A 19547-nucleotide genomic window follows, 5' to 3' on the forward strand; every position below is an offset into this window, starting at 1 on the left:
ACCGGCAGCAACGTGTCAATGGGGCTGAAAGTTATTTTATTACATTTTCAAAAGATAGACCAACCATTACGCTTTAGTGAAGGCAGTCAGCGCCTGTTCAAAGTCATCCAAACGCTTGTGGGCCGCGTCTTGGGAATCAGACTGAGTGCCCACATAATACTTGATCTTCGGCTCCGTCCCAGACGGCCGAATGGCGATCCAGGTGCCATCGCTCAAGATGAACTTCAAAACATCGGACTTCGGCAGCGTCAGCTTCTCCGTGCTGCCATCCGCCAACTTGGCTTGGCCGGTCTTGTAGTCTTCGGTCCGGGCAACCTTAACGCCGGCAAACTCGCTGGGCTCTTCTTTCCGGAACTTGGCCATCAAGGCACTCATTTCTTCAGCGCCCTTGATACCCGGGAAGTCTTGGGAAACGGTCTTCTCCGCGAAGTAGCCGTATTCCTTGTACAGCTCCTGCAAGCCGTCATATAGCGTCTTGCCTTGGTGCTTATAGTAGGCCGCCACTTCCGCCAGCAGCAGTGTTGCCTGCATGGCATCCTTATCCCGCACGAACGGCTTGATCAGATAACCATAACTCTCTTCGAAGCCGAAGAGGAATTCGTGCTCGCCGGTTTCTTCAAAGTGTTCGATCTGCTCGGCAATAAACTTGAAGCCGGTCTCCACATTGATCATCTGCATGCCGAAACTTTCGGCAATCTTAGTGGCCAATTCAGTAGATACAAAGGACTTCACGACGGCCCCATTCTTAGGCAATGTGCCGGCATTCTTCCGGGCCGTCAAAATGTAATGCAGCATGATGCTGGCGATCTGGTTCCCCGTCAGCAACTGATACTCGCCGTTGGGCAGCCGCACTGCCGTGCCTAATCGGTCGGCATCCGGGTCCGTGGCGATCAGTACATCCGCGGATTCTTCCTTGCCCAATTGAATTGCCAAGTCAAAGGCTTGGGGGAATTCAGGGTTCGGGAACGGTGTCGTCGGAAATTCAGGATCCAAAATGGCCTGCTTCGGCACGATGCGGACGGCCTGGAAGCCAGCGCCCTGCAGTACCCGTTGGGCCAAGACCTTGCCGGTCCCGTGCAGCGGACTGTAAATCAGCTTCATGTCCTTGCCATCACTGGCAATCAAATCCGGATTGATGGTGACAGACTTCAACGCCGCCAAGTAAGCTTCGTCCACATCTTCACCGATCAAGCTCATGATTTTGGCTTCCCGCAGCTTCTGTTCTTGAACGACGGGAATATTGAAGATATCCGTCACTTCGCGGATGTACTTGGTGATCGTATCGGCCTCTTCCGGCGGCATCTGACCGCCATCCGGCCCATAGATCTTATAGCCGTTGTATTGCTTCGGGTTGTGACTCGCGGTGATCATGATCCCAGCATAAGTGTGCAGGTGCCGAATCGTGAAGGACAGTTCCGGAGTCGGCCGCAGGGAGTCAAAGACAAACGATGGAATCTTGTGGGCCCCTAAGACCCGCGCGGATTCATGCGCAAACTCTTGGGAATGATAGCGGGAATCGAAACTAATCGCGACCCCCTGCTGCTTTTGCTCTGCGGGTAACTTGTCCATAAACCGGGCCAAGCCCTCAGTGGCTTGGCGCACGGTGTAAATATTCATCCGATTGATGCCCGGACCCATCACGCCGCGCATGCCGGCGGTACCAAACTCCATCGGAGCAGTAAAGGCGTCTTCCAGATCGTCTTCATGCCCTTTCATCTGAGTCAGTTCCTCGGCTAAATCGGGTACGAGGGTAGCTTGTTGCCATTGCTGATAATTATCTTGCCAGCTCATCGATAACAGCCTCCTAAAACCAATTTTTGATTCCACTTTCATTATACATGGTTGTTGGGAAAAGCGATGATGTAAGCCCTCAAAAAAATTACTAAATCAATGGTAAACGTTTCTTTATATTTACTAAACATTTTACCTGAGCGTTGTAAAAAAGCGCCTGTCCACAGGACAAGCGCTTCTCAATTCACAATAGACTGTTTGGTCAGGGTAATTAAGCGTGCGCCTGCGTGGCGGATACTTTGTCGCCCAATTCTTGGATATAGTGGTAAACCTGCTGACCGGCGAGGCCGCCTTCACCAACGGCAGTGGTGATTTGGCGCAGATCCTTTTGCCGGGCATCGCCGACAGCAAAAACGCCAGGCACCTTGGTCCGCATATGATCGTCGGTGATGATCCAGCCTTGATCGTCTAAAATCGGCAGATTCTTAAAAGCAGCGGTCATCGGCGTAATGCCCACATAAATGAAGACACCGCCGACCGCAATCTGTTTCTCTTCACCGGTCACTTTATCTTTATAAGTGACACCGGTGACCTTCTTCCCGTCGCCATCAATGGATTGCAACTGGGTGTTCCAAACAAAATGCATGTGGTCATTGGCAAACGCCCGGTCCTGCAAGACCTTCTGGGCGCGCAATTGATCCCGGCGATGCAGTACGTGTACATCCGGTGATAATTGGGCCAGGTACAGGCCTTCCTCAACGGCTGAATCGCCGCCGCCGATGACGGCTAACGGCTGACCTTTGAAGAAAGCACCGTCGCAGACTGCACAGTACGATACGCCTCGGCCCGAATACTCTTCTTCGCCAGGCACGCCAACCTTGCGATGTTCAGCGCCAGTCGCCAAAACGACCGCCTTAGCTTCGTAATCGTCTTCGTCCGTGTGAATCAGCTTGGTGGCGCCGTGGTCTTCGATGCTGCTTACTTCACCGTAAGCATATTCCACGCCGGCTTGTTCTGCTGTCGCGTACATCTTCTCCCCCAACTCGGGGCCAAGCACATCGGTAAACCCAGGATAATTTTCAATCGCTGCGGTGTTGTTCATCTGGCCGCCATAAATCCCGCGGTCCAGCATGACCACCCGCAGATTGGAACGGGCAGCATACAACGCGGCAGTCATGCCGCCCGGTCCTGCACCGATCACGACGACATCATATTCTTTGGCCATCAGCAACACTCCTTACTAAAAATAAGTACATGTCATACTATACATGAATTCTACTAATAAATCTACCACTTGGCTCAGTCGCTGACCAGCCTGCGCAAATAGGCGCGCAGCGGTGCGGCAGTATCCGGATCAGTCAGTGCCAGGTCAATATTGGCTTCCAACAGACTGAGGCGGCCGTCGATGTTTTCCCGAGGACCACCATAGGGCAGCCCGGTCAGATTTCCTTCAGCCGCCAAAGCATTCAGCGCTTGGGCAAATTGTTGTTGATCTGCGGGATATTGGGCCAGTTGATCAAAAATGGCGGCCGAAAACACATACCGCCCGAAGACTGCATCCTGGCTAGGCGCCGTGGCCGGCGTCGGCTTTTCAGCAATCCGCTTGATCTGGCCGGCCGCTTTGTCCGCCCACTCCACGATCCCATATTGCTCGCTTTGCTTGGCCGCGATCGGCACCGTCGCCAGCATTTGCTGGCCGCTGGCCGTGTGGGCCTGCCACAACTGCTGCAGCAACGTGGTTGGCAGCGGCAGCACATCATCCGACAGGACGAAACAGAAGTCTTCCCCATCAATGAAATCCTCGGCCAAAGCCAGGGCACTGCCGATGCCATCCGCGGCTTGCTGGCGGATAAAGTGCAAATTCACCGCTGTAGAAGCAGCAATATCGGCAAGCTGGGCCGTATCGCCCTTCGCCCGCAGGAGATGCTCCAATTCCGGCGCCGAATCGAAATAATCCTCGATGGCCTGTTTGCTCTTGTTGGCCACCAAGAGAATATCGGTAATGCCATTGGCCTGCAGTTCCCGCACAATGTAATCAATGACTGGGCGGCCGCCCAAGGGCATGATCTCTTTGGCCACGGCCTTGGTCAGCGGCATGAGGGAGCCCCCCAGACCGCCGGCAGCGATGACGGCTTTCACCATAAACGAATGCTCCTTTACTGTCTGTTAAAAATCAATCTCCGGCTTAGCGATTCGGCCCATCAAGGCATCGATACTGTCTTGCAGCGGCCGCTGGCGATACAGCACTTCATAAATAGCTTCGCAAATCGGCATATCCACTTGTGCTTGACTGCTCAAGTCATGGGCCGCCTTCGCGGTAGGCACGCCTTCGACCACCATGCCCATGGTATCCAAAATGTGCTGCAAGGGTTCGCCTTGCCCCAATCGATTGCCGCAGCGCCAATTCCGGGAATTCGTACTGGTGCAGGTCACGATCAAATCGCCGAGACCAGAGAGGCCGCTGAACGTCAGGGGATCTGCACCGAAGGCCACCCCCAGCCGAGCCATTTCGGCTAAGCCCCGGGTCATCAAAGCGGCTTTCGTATTATCCCCATAACCCAGCCCATGGATGGCGCCGGCACCGATGGCGATCACGTTCTTGATTGCGCCGCCCAGCTCCACCCCGACAACATCTGGGCTGGTATAGATCCGCATGAAATCATTCATCACGATCCACTGGACCCACGCCGCGGCATCATCGTTGGCAGACGCCGCGGTAAGGGTCGTAATATCCCGCTTGGCCACATCTTCCGCGTGGCTGGGCCCGGACAGGATCACAATATCGCCGCGGACAGCCGCCGGGATTGATTGACTCAAGACTTGAGAAATACGATCCAGTGAGCCTTCTTCCAGCCCCTTTGCGGCCGAGATCAGGAACGGCCGGTTGCCCTCTTCATTTAAGATAGCACCAACCTTTTCCGCCACCGAGCGAATGGCTTGAGTAGGAATTACAAAGAAAATGGCTGCTGCGCCGGTGACCGCTTGGCGCAAGTCCGTCGTCGCTGCAATACTCTCGTCCATGTGCAAATTGGCAATGTAGTGCGTGTTCGTGTGGTGTTCGTTGATTTCAGCAATTTCTTGGGGATTGCGGCCATAAATCGTGACGGCATGGCCGTTTTTTGCCAAGACATCCGCCAATACACTGCCCCAGGAACCAGACCCGAGCACGGTGAGATGCAATTGTCGCTTAGCGTTCATAAGGATATTTCAACCCGCTTCCATCAAGATACCAAGGATTATTTGGCTTGCGTACGCGCCGGTAGATAATCAAAAACACTGCACCGACGAAGAGGATCGCAGACAATAACTGAGACACCCGAACGGGGCCGAACAGATACAGACTGTCCGTCCGCGTGCCCTCGATCCAGAACCGCGCGAAGGAGTACCAGGCCACGTAGCTCAATACCACTTCGCCGCGTTTAAATAAGTGCTCCCGATGACGCAGGGCCAGCAGCAGAATGACGCCCAGCAGGCTCCACATCGACTCATATAAGAAGTCCGGCTGATGATATACCCCGTTGATATTCATCTGGTTAATGATAAAAGTCGGCAAATGAATGCTCTCTAGAAACGCCCTGGTCGTTTTCGCGCCAAATGCTTCCTGGTTCATAAAGTTGCCCCAGCGGCCAATGGCCTGGGCCAGCAACACGGTCGGCGCCACAATATCCAGCACCAGCCAGGCCGGCAGCATCCGGTAATAACAATACACGACCAGCACGATCAGCCCAGCGATGATTCCGCCGTAAATGGCCAAACCGCCCTCCCAAATGGCAAAAATCTCGCCGGGATTGGCGGCGTAGTATGACCAGCGGAAAATCACGTAGTACGCCCTGGCCCCGATCACACCGATCGGCAGCATCCATAATAACAAATCGACGATATCGTCAGGGCTGATCTGACGCCGATTCGCCTCCCGCATGGAAAGAATAACGGCAATCACCACACCGGTGGCGATCAGTACGCCGTACCATTTGATTTGCAGTGATCCCAGGCGCAGCGCCACGGGATTCAGGGCAGCAAGTGACAACATAGATCCATCTCCTAAATATCCGAGTTTTTACTTTTCTTCGTCTTCCGCAGAATGTTCCTTAATCAAAGAATTCAGATTCCGTTCGAAGACCTTGGTGGCATCGTAACCCATTGATTGGGCTCGGAAATTCATCGCCGCCGATTCAATAATAATGGCCAAGTTCCGGCCGACTTTCACCGGAATGATGATCTTGGGCAGGGCCACATCAAAAATCTGCTGGAACTGTTCATGAGCCCCGATGCGATCGTAATTCTTATCCGGTGACCAATTTTCCAAATGGACGATCAGCGAAATTTCAGCCGAATCCCGCACCGCGCCGGCGCCAAACAGATTCATCACATCAATGATGCCAATCCCGCGAATTTCCAATAAATGGCGCAGGATCTTTGGGGCTTCGCCCACAATGGTTTTTTCATCCCGTTGATAGACATCCACCCGATCATCGGCGATCAGTCGGTGGCCCCGCTTGATCAGGTCTAGGGCCGTTTCTGATTTACCAACGCCAGAATCCCCGGTGATCAGCACGCCCAAGCCATAGATATCCACCAGAACACCGTGCATTGACCGGCGCTCTGCCAATTCTTCTTCCAGAAACTCGGTCACGACACTGGATAACCGGGACGTCGGCAACGGTGATCCCAGTACCGGCAGTTTCGCCCGGTTGGCTTCAGTGATCATTTCCGCCGGTGGTTCGTAGCCCCGGGACACCAGAAATGCTGGTGTCTCGGCGGTGGCCATCCGACCCAAGACAACACTCAGCTCGTCCGGGGTCATCCCCTTAGAGAAAGAAATTTCGGTCTTGCCAAATAATTGAATCCGATTGCTGGGATAATAGCGAAAATAACCGGTCAATTCCAGGCCCGGCCGGGAAATATCACTCACGGTCACGGTGCGGTCTGCCATGAACTCCTTGCCGGAGAACACTTTCAGATCTGTTTCCTGGACCAGCTTAGCCACTGGTACTGCATCTGCCATAGTTCAACCCTCCATTGCGATATACATGCTAAATCATACCATAATCGGCGCCGCTTTTTTCTCGCTGACAGAAAAACGACGCTCACCGAAGTCAGCGTCGTTAGTTGATTTGTTAATTAGCCGGACAATTAGAAATCATCCCAAGTATCATCCTTGCCCTTGTCCTGTTTCGGCTTGGCCTCGTTATGGATCTCTCGGCGCGGCCGATTAGGTTGATACGGATGGGCATAGGGCGTCCCGCGGAAATCAGTGGGCCGCTTCGGCCGCTTCGGTGCGAAAAGCCACCGGTAGATCAGATAGATGACCAGCACCGGGAAGAAGAAGCGCAGCAAACCGATGACCATGGCCAGCATCCCAATCCCAGTCGCAAACAGGACCACGAGTAAAACGGGAATCAGAATCAAAAGCACCAATAGTGTAATCATTTTTAGAAATCACTCCAATTATCATCGCTGCTATTCTTAGACCGCGGCTCTTCCTGGGGCTGACTCGGCTTCGCCGGCTTTTCCGGCCGCGGCGCCAGCGGCATGATCATGTCCAGGACGATGTAGACCACGAACATGGTCCCAAAACTGGGCATTAACAGGACAACGAAGAGAATCCGCAGCAGCGTGCTGTCCCAGCCGAAGTAGGCGGCAATCCCGCCGAGGACACCATCGACCTTGCGATCGGTCCGCGACTTCATTAATCGTCTCGTGTTATTTCGTTCATTCATGGTCTGCTCGTCTCCTCTAATTCTTAGTCGTTATCCTTTAACATGATGGCGCCAGCGCCAGCGGTCAATTGCAGCTCGGCCACATCACCGGAATCCGTCGTGCGATCCAGCGTCAAGCGCTGACCAACCGTGCCGCGGACCGGTTCACTGGTTAAGCCGGACAAGCGTGAGCGCACAGCCCCAACCTTGCTCTGGGCCTCGCCGGTCAGGCCGAGACTAGCCGGTACGGATACCTTGATCGTGCCGCTGGTAGAATTGGCCACCAGCTTGTGCAGGTCGTTGGTTTCCGCAGTGACCCGAATCGTCCCATTGACAGTGCTCAACTCGGCACTCTTGAACGGCGCCTTGGCGGTCAGCGTACCGTTCATGGTCTGGGCCAGCAATTCATCCACTTTGCCGCTGTCGTAGTTCACGGTGCCGTTGATGTCTTCCACATTCAGCAATTGCAGCGTCACGTTGGCAAAGCTCCCAGTCCCATTGGTCAGCTTGGCATAGAAGTCTTGACCATTGAATCCGTCGACGGCCAGGTTGCCGTTGAGGATCTTCACCGAGGTGTGATCGTACAACCGCTTGGGCAGATAAACATCCAGGTCGGCCCGAATCCGCTTATTGGGTACTGAGAATACAATGTGCTCATTTGAAACGTCGATCTGACTGCGGGCAGTCAATGCCGCCAACGGAGTCGGTTCATCATAGTGGCCATAAATCTTGAACTGACCGCGAATCGATACGTTATCGTTAATGGACGGCTTAATACGAATGTCACCATTGGCAATACGCATCTCAACCGCCGGCGCGTCAATGTGCTCGAACAAGAATTCATGGTCGAAACTGGCACTGACCACACCGGGCACCTTGATCTTCACGTCTTTCCAATCCACGTTGTCGGTGACACTGGTCACCGCGTCGCGGACGGCTTGGCCGACTTGAGTGCCTAAGCTGCCCATCCGCTTGCCGAAGTCGCTGAAGGTTTGGGAGAAATCCCCGGCCCAATCCGTATCTTCGAATTCCTTCTTCGCATTTTGCCAAGTCTTGGCTTGCAAATCATCAACGACTTGCTTCGCTGCCTGCACTTGATCGCTCAGCCGATCTACGTCTTCCTTCAGCGTGATCAGGCTGGCCTGCAGCTTGGAACGCTCTTCCGCCTTTTCAGCCGGCAGATCTTCCAAATCTTCCAGTGTATCCAAGACGGTGATCTGTTCCTCTGTGGCCCGAATCTGACGCTGCTTCTCCTGCAACTGCTGTTGCAAGTCAGCCAAAGTCTCATGGGCATTGCGTAAATCATCGGAAGCCTGCGCGTCGGCCTCTTCCTGCGCTGCATCGGCACTCTCTTGCTCCGCCGACTTGGCCTCTTCCGCCGCCGATTGCTTCTCTTCTGTGCCGTTATCGGCCTTGTTCGCTAAATTTTCCAATAGTACAATCGCTTCTTGCGAGCTGATGACCCCGTCCTTGACGAGCTGCATAATCCGTTCACGTTCGTTCATTAGTATTTGCCTCCATCCACATTGGGTACATGGCTTTATTTACATTCTCATTATGCCAAGGAACCGGCGAGAGTGCATAGGTCCAAAGGTTGATATTTGGATGGGCTATAGTATGGAAGAGAGGGCTCAGGCCGACGGTCAGAAGCGTAAGCAGAAGGACAGCAGGGCACAAAACCCGCACTTAGGTTTTTTGCCCTGCTGTCCTTCTGCTCTAGCTTCTGTCGGCCTGAACCCGTTTACGCGGAAAAGCAGCCCCCTCCGACGAAGCTTGCGGAGCACTTGGCACGGCGTACAACGACAAATTTCCCATTTCCTACCGCAAAACAAAAAGACCCACCAACACCGCTGGCAGGCCCTCCGAAAACAACCCCTAAAAGTCGTCTTCCTTCGCATTCGAATTCAATTCCACGATCTTCCCCGTCTGCAAGTAAACGATCCACTCACAGATATTCGTTACATAATCGCCGATCCGCTCCAAATACGAACTCACAAACAAATAATCCATACTTCCCGGCACCGTTGCCGGGTCCTTTTGCATGATCTCCAGACAGGTCTCATAGATCAAGTCTGAATAATGGTTGATCCCGTGGTCTTCATTGGCGATTTGCAACGCCCGCTTATCGTCACTCTTGACATAAGCGTCCAAGACCTCGTTCACCATTTCTTTGACCAGCTCCGCCATTGAGGCGATATCCTGCTCCACCTTCGGCACCCGGGTCGTGCCCTTCACTCGAATGGTGGATTTCGAGATGGATACGGCGTGGTCCCCCATCCGCTCCAGATCTGAACTGGCCTTCATGACCGTCACGATCGTCCGCAGATCCGTCGTTACCGGCTGCTGCAACGCAATTAATTCAAAACTGCGCTTCTCCAAATCGACTTCCCGCTCGTTGATCAAATGATCACTGGTGATCACGTCCCGAGCGAGTTCCTTGTCGTGGTTGATGAACGCTTTAACTGACTTATATATGGCCTCATTGACCATCATGCCCATTTCTGAAAAACGGACGTGTAAATCGTTCAACTCATCTTCAAATACGCGGCGCACGCTGCCACCTCCTGCTCCTTTTATGATTACCCGAACCGCCCGCTGATGTAGTCTTCGGTTTCTTTCTTATGGGGATTCAAGAAAATCGTCTTAGTATCATCATACTCGACCAGATGCCCCTGAAGGAAGAAAGCCGTGCGGTCAGAAATTCGGGATGCCTGCGACATGTTGTGCGTAACTAAAATTATAGTATAGTCCTTTTTCAACGCTACGAGCATACTTTCAATCTGGCTGGACGAAATTGGATCCAACGCGGAGGTCGGTTCGTCCAGTAAAACCACATCCGGCTTCACCGCCAGCACCCGAGCAATGCACACCCGCTGTTGCTGACCGCCGGACAGGCCTAATGCACTGTCATGCAGCTTATCTTTGACCTCTTCCCACACAGCCGCTTGCCGCAACGCGGTCTCGACCGCTTCATCCAGCTGTTCCCGGGTGTGCTGCTTGCCCAAGCGCAACCCGTAAGTTACGTTATCATAGATCGAGAACGGGAACGGGTTCGGCTGCTGGAAAACCATACCGACTTCCTTACGCAGGGATACCGTATCGTTTCCCGGCGCGTAAATATCTTTTCCCTTTAATTTCACTTCACCCTTGATGGTCACTCCGGGAATCAGATCATTCATCCGGTTCAAGGTCCGCAGATAGGTGGATTTCCCGCATCCGCTGGGCCCAATCAAGGCGGTGATTTCATGTTCCTTGAAGGTCAAGTTGATGCCCTTCAATGCTTCATTGCTGCCATACCACAGATGCACATCCTCGGTATCAATGATTGGCGGGGCTGCTGTCTTATCCGGTTCTGTTGCTTCAATCGCCATTGCCATATACCGTCACCTCTCTACGGATTAACCGAAGTGTCCAGACACATAATCGTCTGTTGCTTTGACCTTCGGCGTCGTGAAGATTTCTTTCGTCGTATTAAATTCCAACACGTGGCCCAAGTGGAAGAATGCTGTGTAGTCGCTGATTCGAGCCGCTTGCTGCATATTGTGGGTCACAATGATAATCGTGTAGTGCTCCCGCAACCGAATCAGCGTCTCTTCCACCGTTGAGGTCGAGATCGGGTCCAACGCACTGGCCGGTTCGTCCAGCAGCAGGATGTCCGGCTTCATGGCAATCGCCCGGGCAATACACAGCCGCTGCTGCTGACCGCCAGAAAGAGCCAGCGCAGATTGGTGCAGGTCATCTTTAACCTGATCCCAAAGTGCGGCCTCCTTCAGTGTCGTCTCTACCATCTCATCCAACTTAGCTTTATCTTTCAAGCCGTGCCGTTTCGGTGCGAACGTAATGTTGTCATATATTGATTTAGAAAACGGGTTAGGCCGCTGGAAAACCATTCCAATGTGCTTGCGCATCTCATAAGTATCGATGCCGCTGCCGTTGATATCCAAATCCCGGTACATGATTTTACCAGTCACTTTAGCGCTGGCAATATTGTCATTCATGCGGTTCAAAGAACGCAAATAGGTGGATTTACCAGACCCGGAAGCGCCGATCAAGGCGGTGATTTTGAAGCGTTCGAATTGCAGTGACGCATCGAAGATGGCTTGATTATCGCCATAGTACACATTGAGATCATCGGTAGATATCGCAATTTCGTGTTTTTTCGGGTCCAGGGGTAGAAAATACGTATCATCAAATGAATAGTTCTGCATCGTTTGCCTCCTCTAGACCCCAGTGAGCCGTTTGTAAACCTTGTTACCAATCAGCCGGGCCAGAATATTGAACAGCAAAACGGCAATGATCAACACCGCACTGGCACCAGCAGAAACAGCGGCCGCATCGGGAATGATCCCTTCTGAGTTGATCTTCCAGATGTGTACGGCCAAAGTTTCAGCCGGCCGCATAGGATTAAGCGGTGACGCAATGTAGAACGGATTCCAGTTCGTAAAGTCCAGCGTCGGCGCGCTTTGCCCGGCAGTGTAAATCAATGCTGCGGCTTCCCCAAATACCCGGCCCGCTGACAGAATCATCCCAGTGATGATCCCCGGGAGCGCCTCCGGCAAGATCACGTGAATCACAGTTTCCCACCGGGAAAGGCCAAGCGCTAAACCCGCCTCCCGTTGCGTGAAGGCAACGGAACGCAGTGAATCCTCCACGTTCCGGGTCAACAGCGGCAGGTTGAAAACAGTTAGCGCCAATGCTCCGGAAAGAATAGAGAAACCAAACCCAGCCTGGACGGCGAAAACTAGGAAACCGAACAAACCCACGACAACTGACGGCAGTGACGACAAAATTTCGATGGAGGTGCGAATAATATTGGTCAATCGATTAGGCTTCGCGTACTCCGATAAATAAATCCCAGCCCAGATGGAAATTGGCGTCGAAATCACCATGGACAAAATCAGCAAGTAGAAGGAATTAAAAAGCTGGACGCCAATCCCGCCGCCTTTCTCAAAACTCTGGGCGGGGGCGGTAAGAAAGTGCCAGCTGATATGGGGCAGCCCATTGGCTAAGATATAGAACAGCAGCAAGGCCAGAATCAATACGATAATTCCGGACATGGCGTACAATACCCCCGTGGCAATTTTATCGCTTCGCTTAGCGTTCATTAATGTAACGCTCCCTTCTTACTGATGCGGTGAATCAAAATATTGAACAACAATGACATCAGCAATAGCAGTAATGCCAGCGACCACAAAGCGTTGTTGGACACACTGCCCATTACAGAGTTGCCCATACCCATGGTCAGAATACTGGTCAAAGTCGACGCCGGGGACACCAGGTTCTGGGGCAGAAGAGCAGCATTCCCGATGACCATTTGGACAGCTAGGGCCTCACCAAAGGCTCGGGACATACCAAAGATCACCGCCGTCATGATCCCGGGGACCGCTGCCCGCAGGACGACTTTATAGGTTGTTTGCCAGCGCGTAGCCCCCAAAGCCAATGATGCCTCCCGATAATAGCGAGGGACAGACCGCAGCGCATCCACACTCATGGACGTTACAGTGGGCAAAATCATCACGAACAATACCATCGTCCCGGCTAAAATACCAAATCCAGTTCCGCCAAAGTGATTGCGAATGAACGGTACGACCAGCGACAACCCGACAAACCCATAAACAACGGACGGGATCCCAACCAGCAATTCAATGACCGGTTGTAAAATCTTATATCCTCGCCGGGGCGAAATTTCCACCATATAGATGGCCGCCGCAATCGCAAACGGCGTCGCCACGACGGCGGATAACAGAGTCACGGCAAAGGAACCGACAATCATTGGCAGTGCCCCGATCAGCGGATGCCCGCTTTTATCCGTTGCCCCCGGATTCCATTGGCTTTTTGTGAAGAAGTCCCACAAACTGCCCTTATCCACGGTAAACGTCGCAATTCCCCGGGTGGCAACAAAGATGAAAATCGCCACCACCACGATGACGATCAAGCCAATGGCGGCGAAACTCAGTATTTTGCCGTGCTTTTCCCGTTTGGAAGCTTTCGACTCCTTTAACAGACTGGCTCGAATTTTATCCTCTGCCATACCTACTGCCCCACTCTCTTCGTCACGTGACCGGCAAGATCACGTGCAACTTGCATTTCATTCACAGCAATGTATCCTAATTTCTTAACAATTTTTTGTTGTACAGTATTGCTCAATACATAATCGATGAACCGCTTCGTCAGCCCAGTAGGCGTGCCCTTGGTGTACATATGCTCATAGGACCAGATCACCCATTTGTTGGTCTGCACATTGCGATCCGTCGCCGCGATACCATCCAGCTTGAGGGTCTTCACGGTCTTGTTCACATAAGGGAAGGCCACGTAGCTGATGGCGCCGGGGGTGGACGAAACGATCTGCCGTACCATCCCAGTAGAATCCTGTTCCTGAGCCGCTTTGGTCGGCACTTTGTTCATGACCCATCGTTCAAAGGTCACCCGTGTCCCAGAACCAGTGGCGCGATTAACCAGAACAACAGGGACATCAGGACCGCCAACCTGGGACCAATTCGTATATTGGCCAGAAAAAATGCCCCGTAATTGGGCCATCGTTAAATTATCCAGGGGAATATCTTTATTCACGATTGGCACAACGCCGACCACCGCGACCTGATGGTCAACAAGCTTCTTAGCATTGATGCCGCTCTTCTCCTGGGCATACAGATCAGAATTACCGATATCCACGGCGCCGCTTTGGATCTGACTCAAGCCGGTCCCGGAGCCGCCGCCTTGGACATTAATAAACTCACCGCTATGTTCACTGCTATAGCGTTCGCCCGCAGCTTCCACGAGCGGCTGTAAAGCCGACGACCCCACGGCGGTAATGGCCGCTCCCTGCTGTTTGCATCCGGCCAAAATAAACAGGCCAAAGACTGCGGCCAAAAGCCATAATTTATGTTGTCTCACTGGGCATTCCTCAATTCACCAAATATCTCTCTCTATACCAGCATACGGTAGCTATGTAACGATTTATCTTGGGAAATGTAAATTTCTTGTAAATGCATTGCGTACCGGGTGTTTTCTTCCGTATCCGGATTCATTGTACCAGATACCGTCCGGTAAACCGGCGCTTCCTGCTCAACTGAAAAAGCCCTGCCGGCAAGGGCAGAGCTGGGGAAATTAAGCATTCTGTTTTTTGAGCGGCAGAGTGACCGTGAATGATGAGCCGACACCCACTTGGCTGTGCAATGTGATTTCGCCGCCAGCCCGTTGAACAATTGCCTGAACAATGGCCAACCCCAAGCCAGTGCCGCCGTTGCGCCGGGAGCGCATCTTATCCACCCGATAGAAGCGTTCAAAGATCCGCTGCTGGTCATCTTCAGGAATACCGATACCGGTATCCGCTACCACCAGCTTGAAATTATCCTGGTCGCTGCTGTACCGGACATCAATACTGCCCTGATGGTGATTGTAAATCACTGCATTGGTCATCAGATTCTTGATGATATCTTCAAACTCAGCCGGGTCAAAGACGACGGTTAGATCCTCAGGACCCTCAATTCGCGTCTGCAAACTGCGTTCTTCGATCCGCGGCTTGAGCATGGTCAAACAATGATCGATCTCTTTCCGCACCGTTACTGGTTGCGGATGGATAGGATGGGGATTGGCAAACTTCGCCACAGAAATCGTGTCAGTGACCAAATCATTCAAACGATCGGCCTCTTGCAAAATGATATGCAGAAATTGATCCAGCGCCTTGGGATCATCCTTTGCCCCGCCCAATAGGGTCTCGGCAAAACCGGCAATCGACGTAATCGGGGTCTTTAATTCGTGGGACACATTGCTTACAAAGTCCAGCTGCATTTGTTCAGCCGCTCGAATCAAAGCCAGATCATAAAGGACAACCACGACTTGTCCGGATTCCTTATCGCCGATCCAAATCACATAGGCATCCACCGGCCGTTCGTTATTCTGCACCAATTTGATCTCCGCGTGATGCGTCTGATGATTCCGCTCCGTATGCTCAATCAAGCTGCTCAGACCATACGTTTTTACGTCATCCAAATAGGAGTGGGGTTCCTGGTCGATGGGTACATCCAGCAGCGTGGCCATAACATCATTGGCCATCTGGACCATATCGTCCGGATTGATGACCATCACGCCCACGGGCAGATGATTGATCAGCCGGTCAAAATCGGCCTGTTTTTGATCAATGGCTACTTTAAACCGATGCGTCTGCAAGTTGACCTGGTTGGCGGCCTGATAAAACTGCTGCCACTCCGGGGCATCCTCCGCCAGCATCAGTTCCGGCGCTTGCAGATGCTGAATCTGTTCCATGTAACGGGTCGCCATTGTCAGCTGCCGCCGATACCGGCGCATGCGCAGATCCCGCAGGGTGCTGAGGAGCAGATAGAGCACCCAGTAAACCACGATTATGCCCCAGAAGATTCCAGGGGCGGCCACTTGGAACGGCTGAGTCAGCCCCAGCATCGGTCCCCACTGGGTCATCCAGATCAGCAAGCCGACGAACAGCACACCGGCGCCCAACAAGCGAAACAACTGTACCCGAAATCTCATTCAGACACCTCCGAAGTCGGCTGCGTCAACTTATACCCGAACCCGCGAATCGTTTGCAGATATTGCGGTTCTTTGGGATTAGCTTCAATCTTTTCCCGGAGATGGGAGATCTGCATGTCCACAGTCCGAGTTTCGGTGGGATAATCCACACCCCAAACGGCATCCAGGATGTGTTCCCGGGAAATGACTCGATTCGGGCGCTGGACCAGATAAGCCAAAACATCGAATTCCTTCGGCGTGAGGGTCAGCGGTGCACCACGCAAAGACGCCTGCAAGCCGTCGATATCCACCGTCAAGGGGCCGAAGGTGACTACCCGGCCGGTTGCCAGCGCTTCAGTGGGTGCCTCCATCCGCCGCAGGACCGCATGAATGCGGGCCAGCAGTTCCTTGACGGAGAACGGCTTGGTGACGTAATCGTCGGCACCCAGCTCCAGGCCAACGATCTTATCCGTCTCGCTGTCCTTCGCGGTGAGCATAATGATCGGTGTCGCATTTTTCTCCTGGCGCAGCGTTTTGGTTACGGCCAAGCCGTCTTTGCCTGGCAGCATCAGGTCCAGCAAGATGAGGTCATAGTCTTGACCCTCGGCCTTTTGCAGTGCCTCATCACCGTCTTCTGCCGTATCCACGGTAAAACCTTCTTGACTTAGGTTGTACTCGATCAGCGTGCGAATGGTAGATTCGTCATCCACCACCAGAATGCGTGTGGTCATGGTATCCCCTCCAATTTCACCAATAGTATACCAGAAAAAAACACCCGCCTGATATTTTCTGAAAAAAATCAGAAAACAGGTGAGTGTTTGACCGTCTTAAATCTTCAAGAAGCGGCCCATGGAGATGGCCGCGCCGACGGCCCCAATGACGATACCGATGACTGCCAAGAGCAAATCCATGCCGAACAGCAGGCTGCCCGGCGACAACAGTGCATAGCCAGCAGAGGCAAAAGTCTTCGCCGAGGCGCCATAGAGTACTGCATAGCCGATATCCACAATAATGATGGGAATAATCGCGCCGAACAGTCCCGTCCAGGCTCCCTCAAGCAGGAACGGCCAACGAATATAGGAGTTCGTCGCCCCGACCAGCCGCATGATCCCAATTTCTGTCTGACGGCTGAGAATCGTGATCCGCACGGTGTTCGAAATGAGGAAGACGGCCACCAGCAGGAGCAGAATACTGAAGCCCAGCCCCCATTGGCGCAGACTATCCGTCGCCCGGAACAAGTTGCGGGCGTTAGCCCCGCCGTAGTTAGCCTCGGACACATGGGCCAGTTTCTTCGCCGCCTTGGCCACTTTTTCCGTCGCCTGGGGTGTCTTGGTCTTCACGATAAAGACATCGTTCAATGGGTTTGAATCGCCGCCAAACATTTGGAAGGCACTGCCGTAGCTGCCGACCACCTTATCCAGCTCCTGTTGGCGGCTGGAATAGGTGACGCTGCTCACGTCTGCCATCGCCTGCAATTCATCGCGCAGGTCATTGCGCTGGGTCTTGGTCGTCTTTTGATCGATCATCACCCGTACCCGCACATCATTTTCCACTTCCCGGGAGACGTGGTTCACGTTGAAAATCAGGGCGAGAAAGATACCGACTAGCAGCAGAGTCACGGTAACGGACACAATGGCCGCCACGGACATCCCGCCATTCCGCTTGAGACTGCGGAAACTGTCGGTCACGTGGCGCTTGAATGTACTAGCCTTCATTGGCGTAAGTCCCCTCCTTCTCGTCCCGTACGATATCGCCGTTGTTGATCTCCAGCAATCGGTGGACGTGACTGTTCACCAGCTGGTCATTATGGGTAGCCATAATCACAGTCGTCCCCTTCGCATTGATCTTTTCTAATAACGCCATGATTTCTTCAGACGTATTCGGATCCAGGTTGCCGGTAGGTTCGTCGGCAATCAGAATATGGGGATTGTTCGTGATTGCCCGGGCGATCGCGACCCGCTGCTGTTCCCCGCCAGAGAGCTCGTTGGGGAACCGGGCGGCCTTGCCAGTCAGGCCGACTTCAGCCAGCACTTGGGTGACCCGCTGTTTAATTTCTTCCGGATCTGTTTCAATTACTTCCATTGCGTACGCAATATTCTCGGCCACTGTTAATCGGGAGAGCAGTTTGAAATCCTGGAACACGACACCGATTTTTCGGCGCAGAAAGGGGACTTCTCGATCCTTGAGCTGGGTCAGATCGAAATCATCGATCATGATCAAGCCGCTGGTCGCGCGCAATTCCCGGTAGAGCAGCTTAATGAACGTGGATTTCCCGGCCCCTGAAGGACCGACCACGTACACGAAGTCACCCTGAGCAATTTCGACGTTGACGTTTTCTAAGGCCGTCACTTTATTGTCGTATACCTTTGACACATCTACCATACGAATCATAGGGGTGGACTATTCCTTTCCTGTTAAAAGCACGTCGCTATTGTATCAAGCCAACGTAACAATTCGTTTACGAAACAATACAGAGTTGTCTCAAAGTTGTGAATTCCGGTTTTGATGACGGGCCAGTTCCCATTGCAAGTACGCATAAATGAACCCGTCGATGTCGCCATCCATCACAGCTTGGCCATTGCTTGTCTCGTAATTGGTCCGGTGATCCTTGACCATGGTGTAGGGATGGAAGACGTAGGAGCGGATCTGGGAACCCCAGCCGATCTCCTTTTGCTCGCCCTGAATAGCGGCTTCCTTTTCCTTCTGCTCCTCTTGGGCCCGTTCATACAGCTTGGCCCGCAGCATATTCATTGCCGTTTCCCGGTTTTGCAGCTGAGACCGCTGCGCCTGGGATTGGGTAACGATGCCGGTGGGCAGGTGGGTGATCCGGACGGCACTGGAGGTCTTATTAATGTGCTGCCCACCAGCCCCAGAGGACCGGTAAACATCGACCCGCAAGTCCTCCGGCCGAATATCAATATTGATGCTGTCGTCCAGCACCGGCATGATATCCACGGAGGCAAAGGAGGTGTGCCGCCGGCCGGCGGAATCGAAGGGCGAGATCCGCACCAGCCGGTGGATACCCTTTTCACTCCGCAGCAACCCGTAGGCGTTATGCCCGCTGATCTGCAGCGTCACCGACTTCACGCCGGCTTCATCGCCAGCGAGAAAGTCCAATGTTTCCACCTTAAAGCCCCGGTTCTGGGCCCAGCGGGTGTACATCCGCAACAGCATTGATGCCCAATCCTGAGCCTCAGTACCACCAGCCCCAGGATGGATTTCGACTAAAACGTCATGACTGTCATAGGGGCCGGTCAGCAACTGGCTCAATTCATAATCATGCATCGCTTTTTGTAATTTAGGAATGCCGGTATCCAGCTGTTTGGCAATATCCGGATCCGGTTCGTCAGCTAATAGTTCCGCTGCCACCTGAAGATTCTGCCAGCCATCGTCTAATTGTTTAAACGTATCCAGTTGGGCCTTGGCCGCATTCGTTTCATCAATGATCTTCTGGGCATGTTCGGAATCATTCCAGAAGTCGGGTTCAGCCATTTTGGCTTCATTCACGGCAATTGTTTCCTGCAAGTGAGGGAAGTCAAAGAGACCCCCTAAACTGATTTATTTTGGTGCGCATTTCATCCAGCACATGACGTGCATCGGCTAATTCCATAGTGTGAGCCTCTTTCTATTCAT

General features: G+C 53.0%; 20 protein-coding genes. All 20 read right to left on the reverse strand.

Features of this window, described 5'->3' with window-relative positions:
- Positions 1-66: 66 nt before the first annotated feature.
- Positions 67-1791 (reverse strand): phospho-sugar mutase, encoded by a 1725-nt coding sequence (locus tag H627_RS0101640; protein WP_027827517.1) that lies wholly within the window; start codon positions 1789-1791, stop codon positions 67-69.
- 211 nt (positions 1792-2002) lie between these two features.
- Positions 2003-2956 (reverse strand): thioredoxin-disulfide reductase, encoded by a 954-nt coding sequence (gene trxB, locus H627_RS0101645; protein ID WP_027827518.1) that lies wholly within the window; start codon positions 2954-2956, stop codon positions 2003-2005.
- Between the two features lie 74 nt (positions 2957-3030).
- Positions 3031-3873 (reverse strand): UTP--glucose-1-phosphate uridylyltransferase, encoded by an 843-nt coding sequence (locus H627_RS0101650; RefSeq protein ID WP_027827519.1) that lies wholly within the window; start codon positions 3871-3873, stop codon positions 3031-3033.
- Positions 3874-3897: 24 nt separating this feature from the next.
- On the reverse strand, positions 3898-4929 hold the full coding sequence (locus tag H627_RS0101655) for an NAD(P)H-dependent glycerol-3-phosphate dehydrogenase (RefSeq protein WP_035439731.1): 1032 nt from the start codon (positions 4927-4929) through the stop codon (positions 3898-3900).
- Positions 4919-5761: a prolipoprotein diacylglyceryl transferase gene (gene lgt, locus H627_RS0101660; protein ID WP_035439733.1), complete on the reverse strand. Its 843-nt coding sequence runs from the start codon at positions 5759-5761 to the stop codon at positions 4919-4921. The genes H627_RS0101655 and lgt overlap by 11 nt, the downstream gene beginning before the upstream one ends.
- A gap of 27 nt (positions 5762-5788) precedes the next feature.
- Positions 5789-6736 (reverse strand): HPr(Ser) kinase/phosphatase, encoded by a 948-nt coding sequence (hprK, locus tag H627_RS0101665; RefSeq protein WP_027827522.1) that lies wholly within the window; start codon positions 6734-6736, stop codon positions 5789-5791.
- A gap of 128 nt (positions 6737-6864) precedes the next feature.
- Positions 6865-7161, reverse strand: coding sequence for a hypothetical protein (locus H627_RS0101670; RefSeq protein WP_027827523.1), 297 nt, complete (start codon positions 7159-7161; stop codon positions 6865-6867).
- Positions 7162-7163: 2 nt separating this feature from the next.
- Entirely contained in the window at positions 7164-7451 is a 288-nt protein-coding gene (locus H627_RS16530) for a PspC domain-containing protein (RefSeq protein ID WP_051225083.1), read from the reverse strand.
- A gap of 23 nt (positions 7452-7474) precedes the next feature.
- Positions 7475-8935, reverse strand: coding sequence for a daptomycin-sensing surface protein LiaX (gene liaX / locus H627_RS0101680; RefSeq protein WP_027827524.1), 1461 nt, complete (start codon positions 8933-8935; stop codon positions 7475-7477).
- 370 nt (positions 8936-9305) lie between these two features.
- Positions 9306-9983, reverse strand: a complete 678-nt coding sequence (phoU, locus tag H627_RS0101685) for a phosphate signaling complex protein PhoU (RefSeq protein WP_027827525.1) — start codon at positions 9981-9983, stop codon at positions 9306-9308.
- 26 nt (positions 9984-10009) lie between these two features.
- On the reverse strand, positions 10010-10801 hold the full coding sequence (gene pstB / locus H627_RS0101690) for a phosphate ABC transporter ATP-binding protein PstB (RefSeq protein WP_051225102.1): 792 nt from the start codon (positions 10799-10801) through the stop codon (positions 10010-10012).
- 27 nt (positions 10802-10828) lie between these two features.
- Entirely contained in the window at positions 10829-11638 is an 810-nt protein-coding gene (gene pstB / locus H627_RS0101695) for a phosphate ABC transporter ATP-binding protein PstB (RefSeq protein WP_027827527.1), read from the reverse strand.
- Between the two features lie 12 nt (positions 11639-11650).
- On the reverse strand, positions 11651-12535 hold the full coding sequence (gene pstA, locus H627_RS0101700; protein ID WP_027827528.1) for a phosphate ABC transporter permease PstA: 885 nt from the start codon (positions 12533-12535) through the stop codon (positions 11651-11653).
- Positions 12535-13461 carry a phosphate ABC transporter permease subunit PstC gene (pstC, locus tag H627_RS0101705; protein WP_027827529.1) on the reverse strand — a complete coding sequence of 309 codons (927 nt, stop codon included), beginning with the start codon at positions 13459-13461 and terminating at the stop codon, positions 12535-12537. Before pstC ends, pstA begins: the two co-directional genes overlap by 1 nt.
- Positions 13462-13463: 2 nt before the next feature.
- Complete coding sequence (locus tag H627_RS0101710) at positions 13464-14324, reverse strand: phosphate ABC transporter substrate-binding protein PstS family protein (protein WP_027827530.1); 861 nt, start codon at positions 14322-14324, stop codon at positions 13464-13466.
- A gap of 213 nt (positions 14325-14537) precedes the next feature.
- Positions 14538-15935 carry a two-component system histidine kinase PnpS gene (gene pnpS / locus H627_RS16535; protein WP_051225084.1) on the reverse strand — a complete coding sequence of 466 codons (1398 nt, stop codon included), beginning with the start codon at positions 15933-15935 and terminating at the stop codon, positions 14538-14540.
- The gene (locus H627_RS0101725; RefSeq protein WP_027827531.1) at positions 15932-16645 is read right to left on the reverse strand and encodes a response regulator transcription factor; all 714 of its coding nucleotides are present in this window, start codon (positions 16643-16645) and stop codon (positions 15932-15934) included. The genes pnpS and H627_RS0101725 overlap by 4 nt, the downstream gene beginning before the upstream one ends.
- 96 nt (positions 16646-16741) lie before the next feature.
- Positions 16742-17629, reverse strand: coding sequence for a permease-like cell division protein FtsX (gene ftsX / locus H627_RS0101730; protein ID WP_027827532.1), 888 nt, complete (start codon positions 17627-17629; stop codon positions 16742-16744).
- On the reverse strand, positions 17619-18305 hold the full coding sequence (gene ftsE, locus H627_RS0101735; protein WP_027827533.1) for a cell division ATP-binding protein FtsE: 687 nt from the start codon (positions 18303-18305) through the stop codon (positions 17619-17621). Before ftsE ends, ftsX begins: the two co-directional genes overlap by 11 nt.
- A gap of 90 nt (positions 18306-18395) precedes the next feature.
- A protein-coding gene (gene prfB / locus H627_RS0101740) for a peptide chain release factor 2 (RefSeq protein WP_121499932.1) occupies positions 18396-19524 on the reverse strand; the annotation gives its coding sequence in 2 pieces (ribosomal slippage) (positions 18396-19451 and positions 19453-19524; 1128 coding nt in all).
- Positions 19525-19547: the final 23 nt, after the last annotated feature.

The organism is Schleiferilactobacillus harbinensis DSM 16991, assembly GCF_000425885.1.
GTDB lineage: Bacteria > Bacillota > Bacilli > Lactobacillales > Lactobacillaceae > Schleiferilactobacillus > Schleiferilactobacillus harbinensis.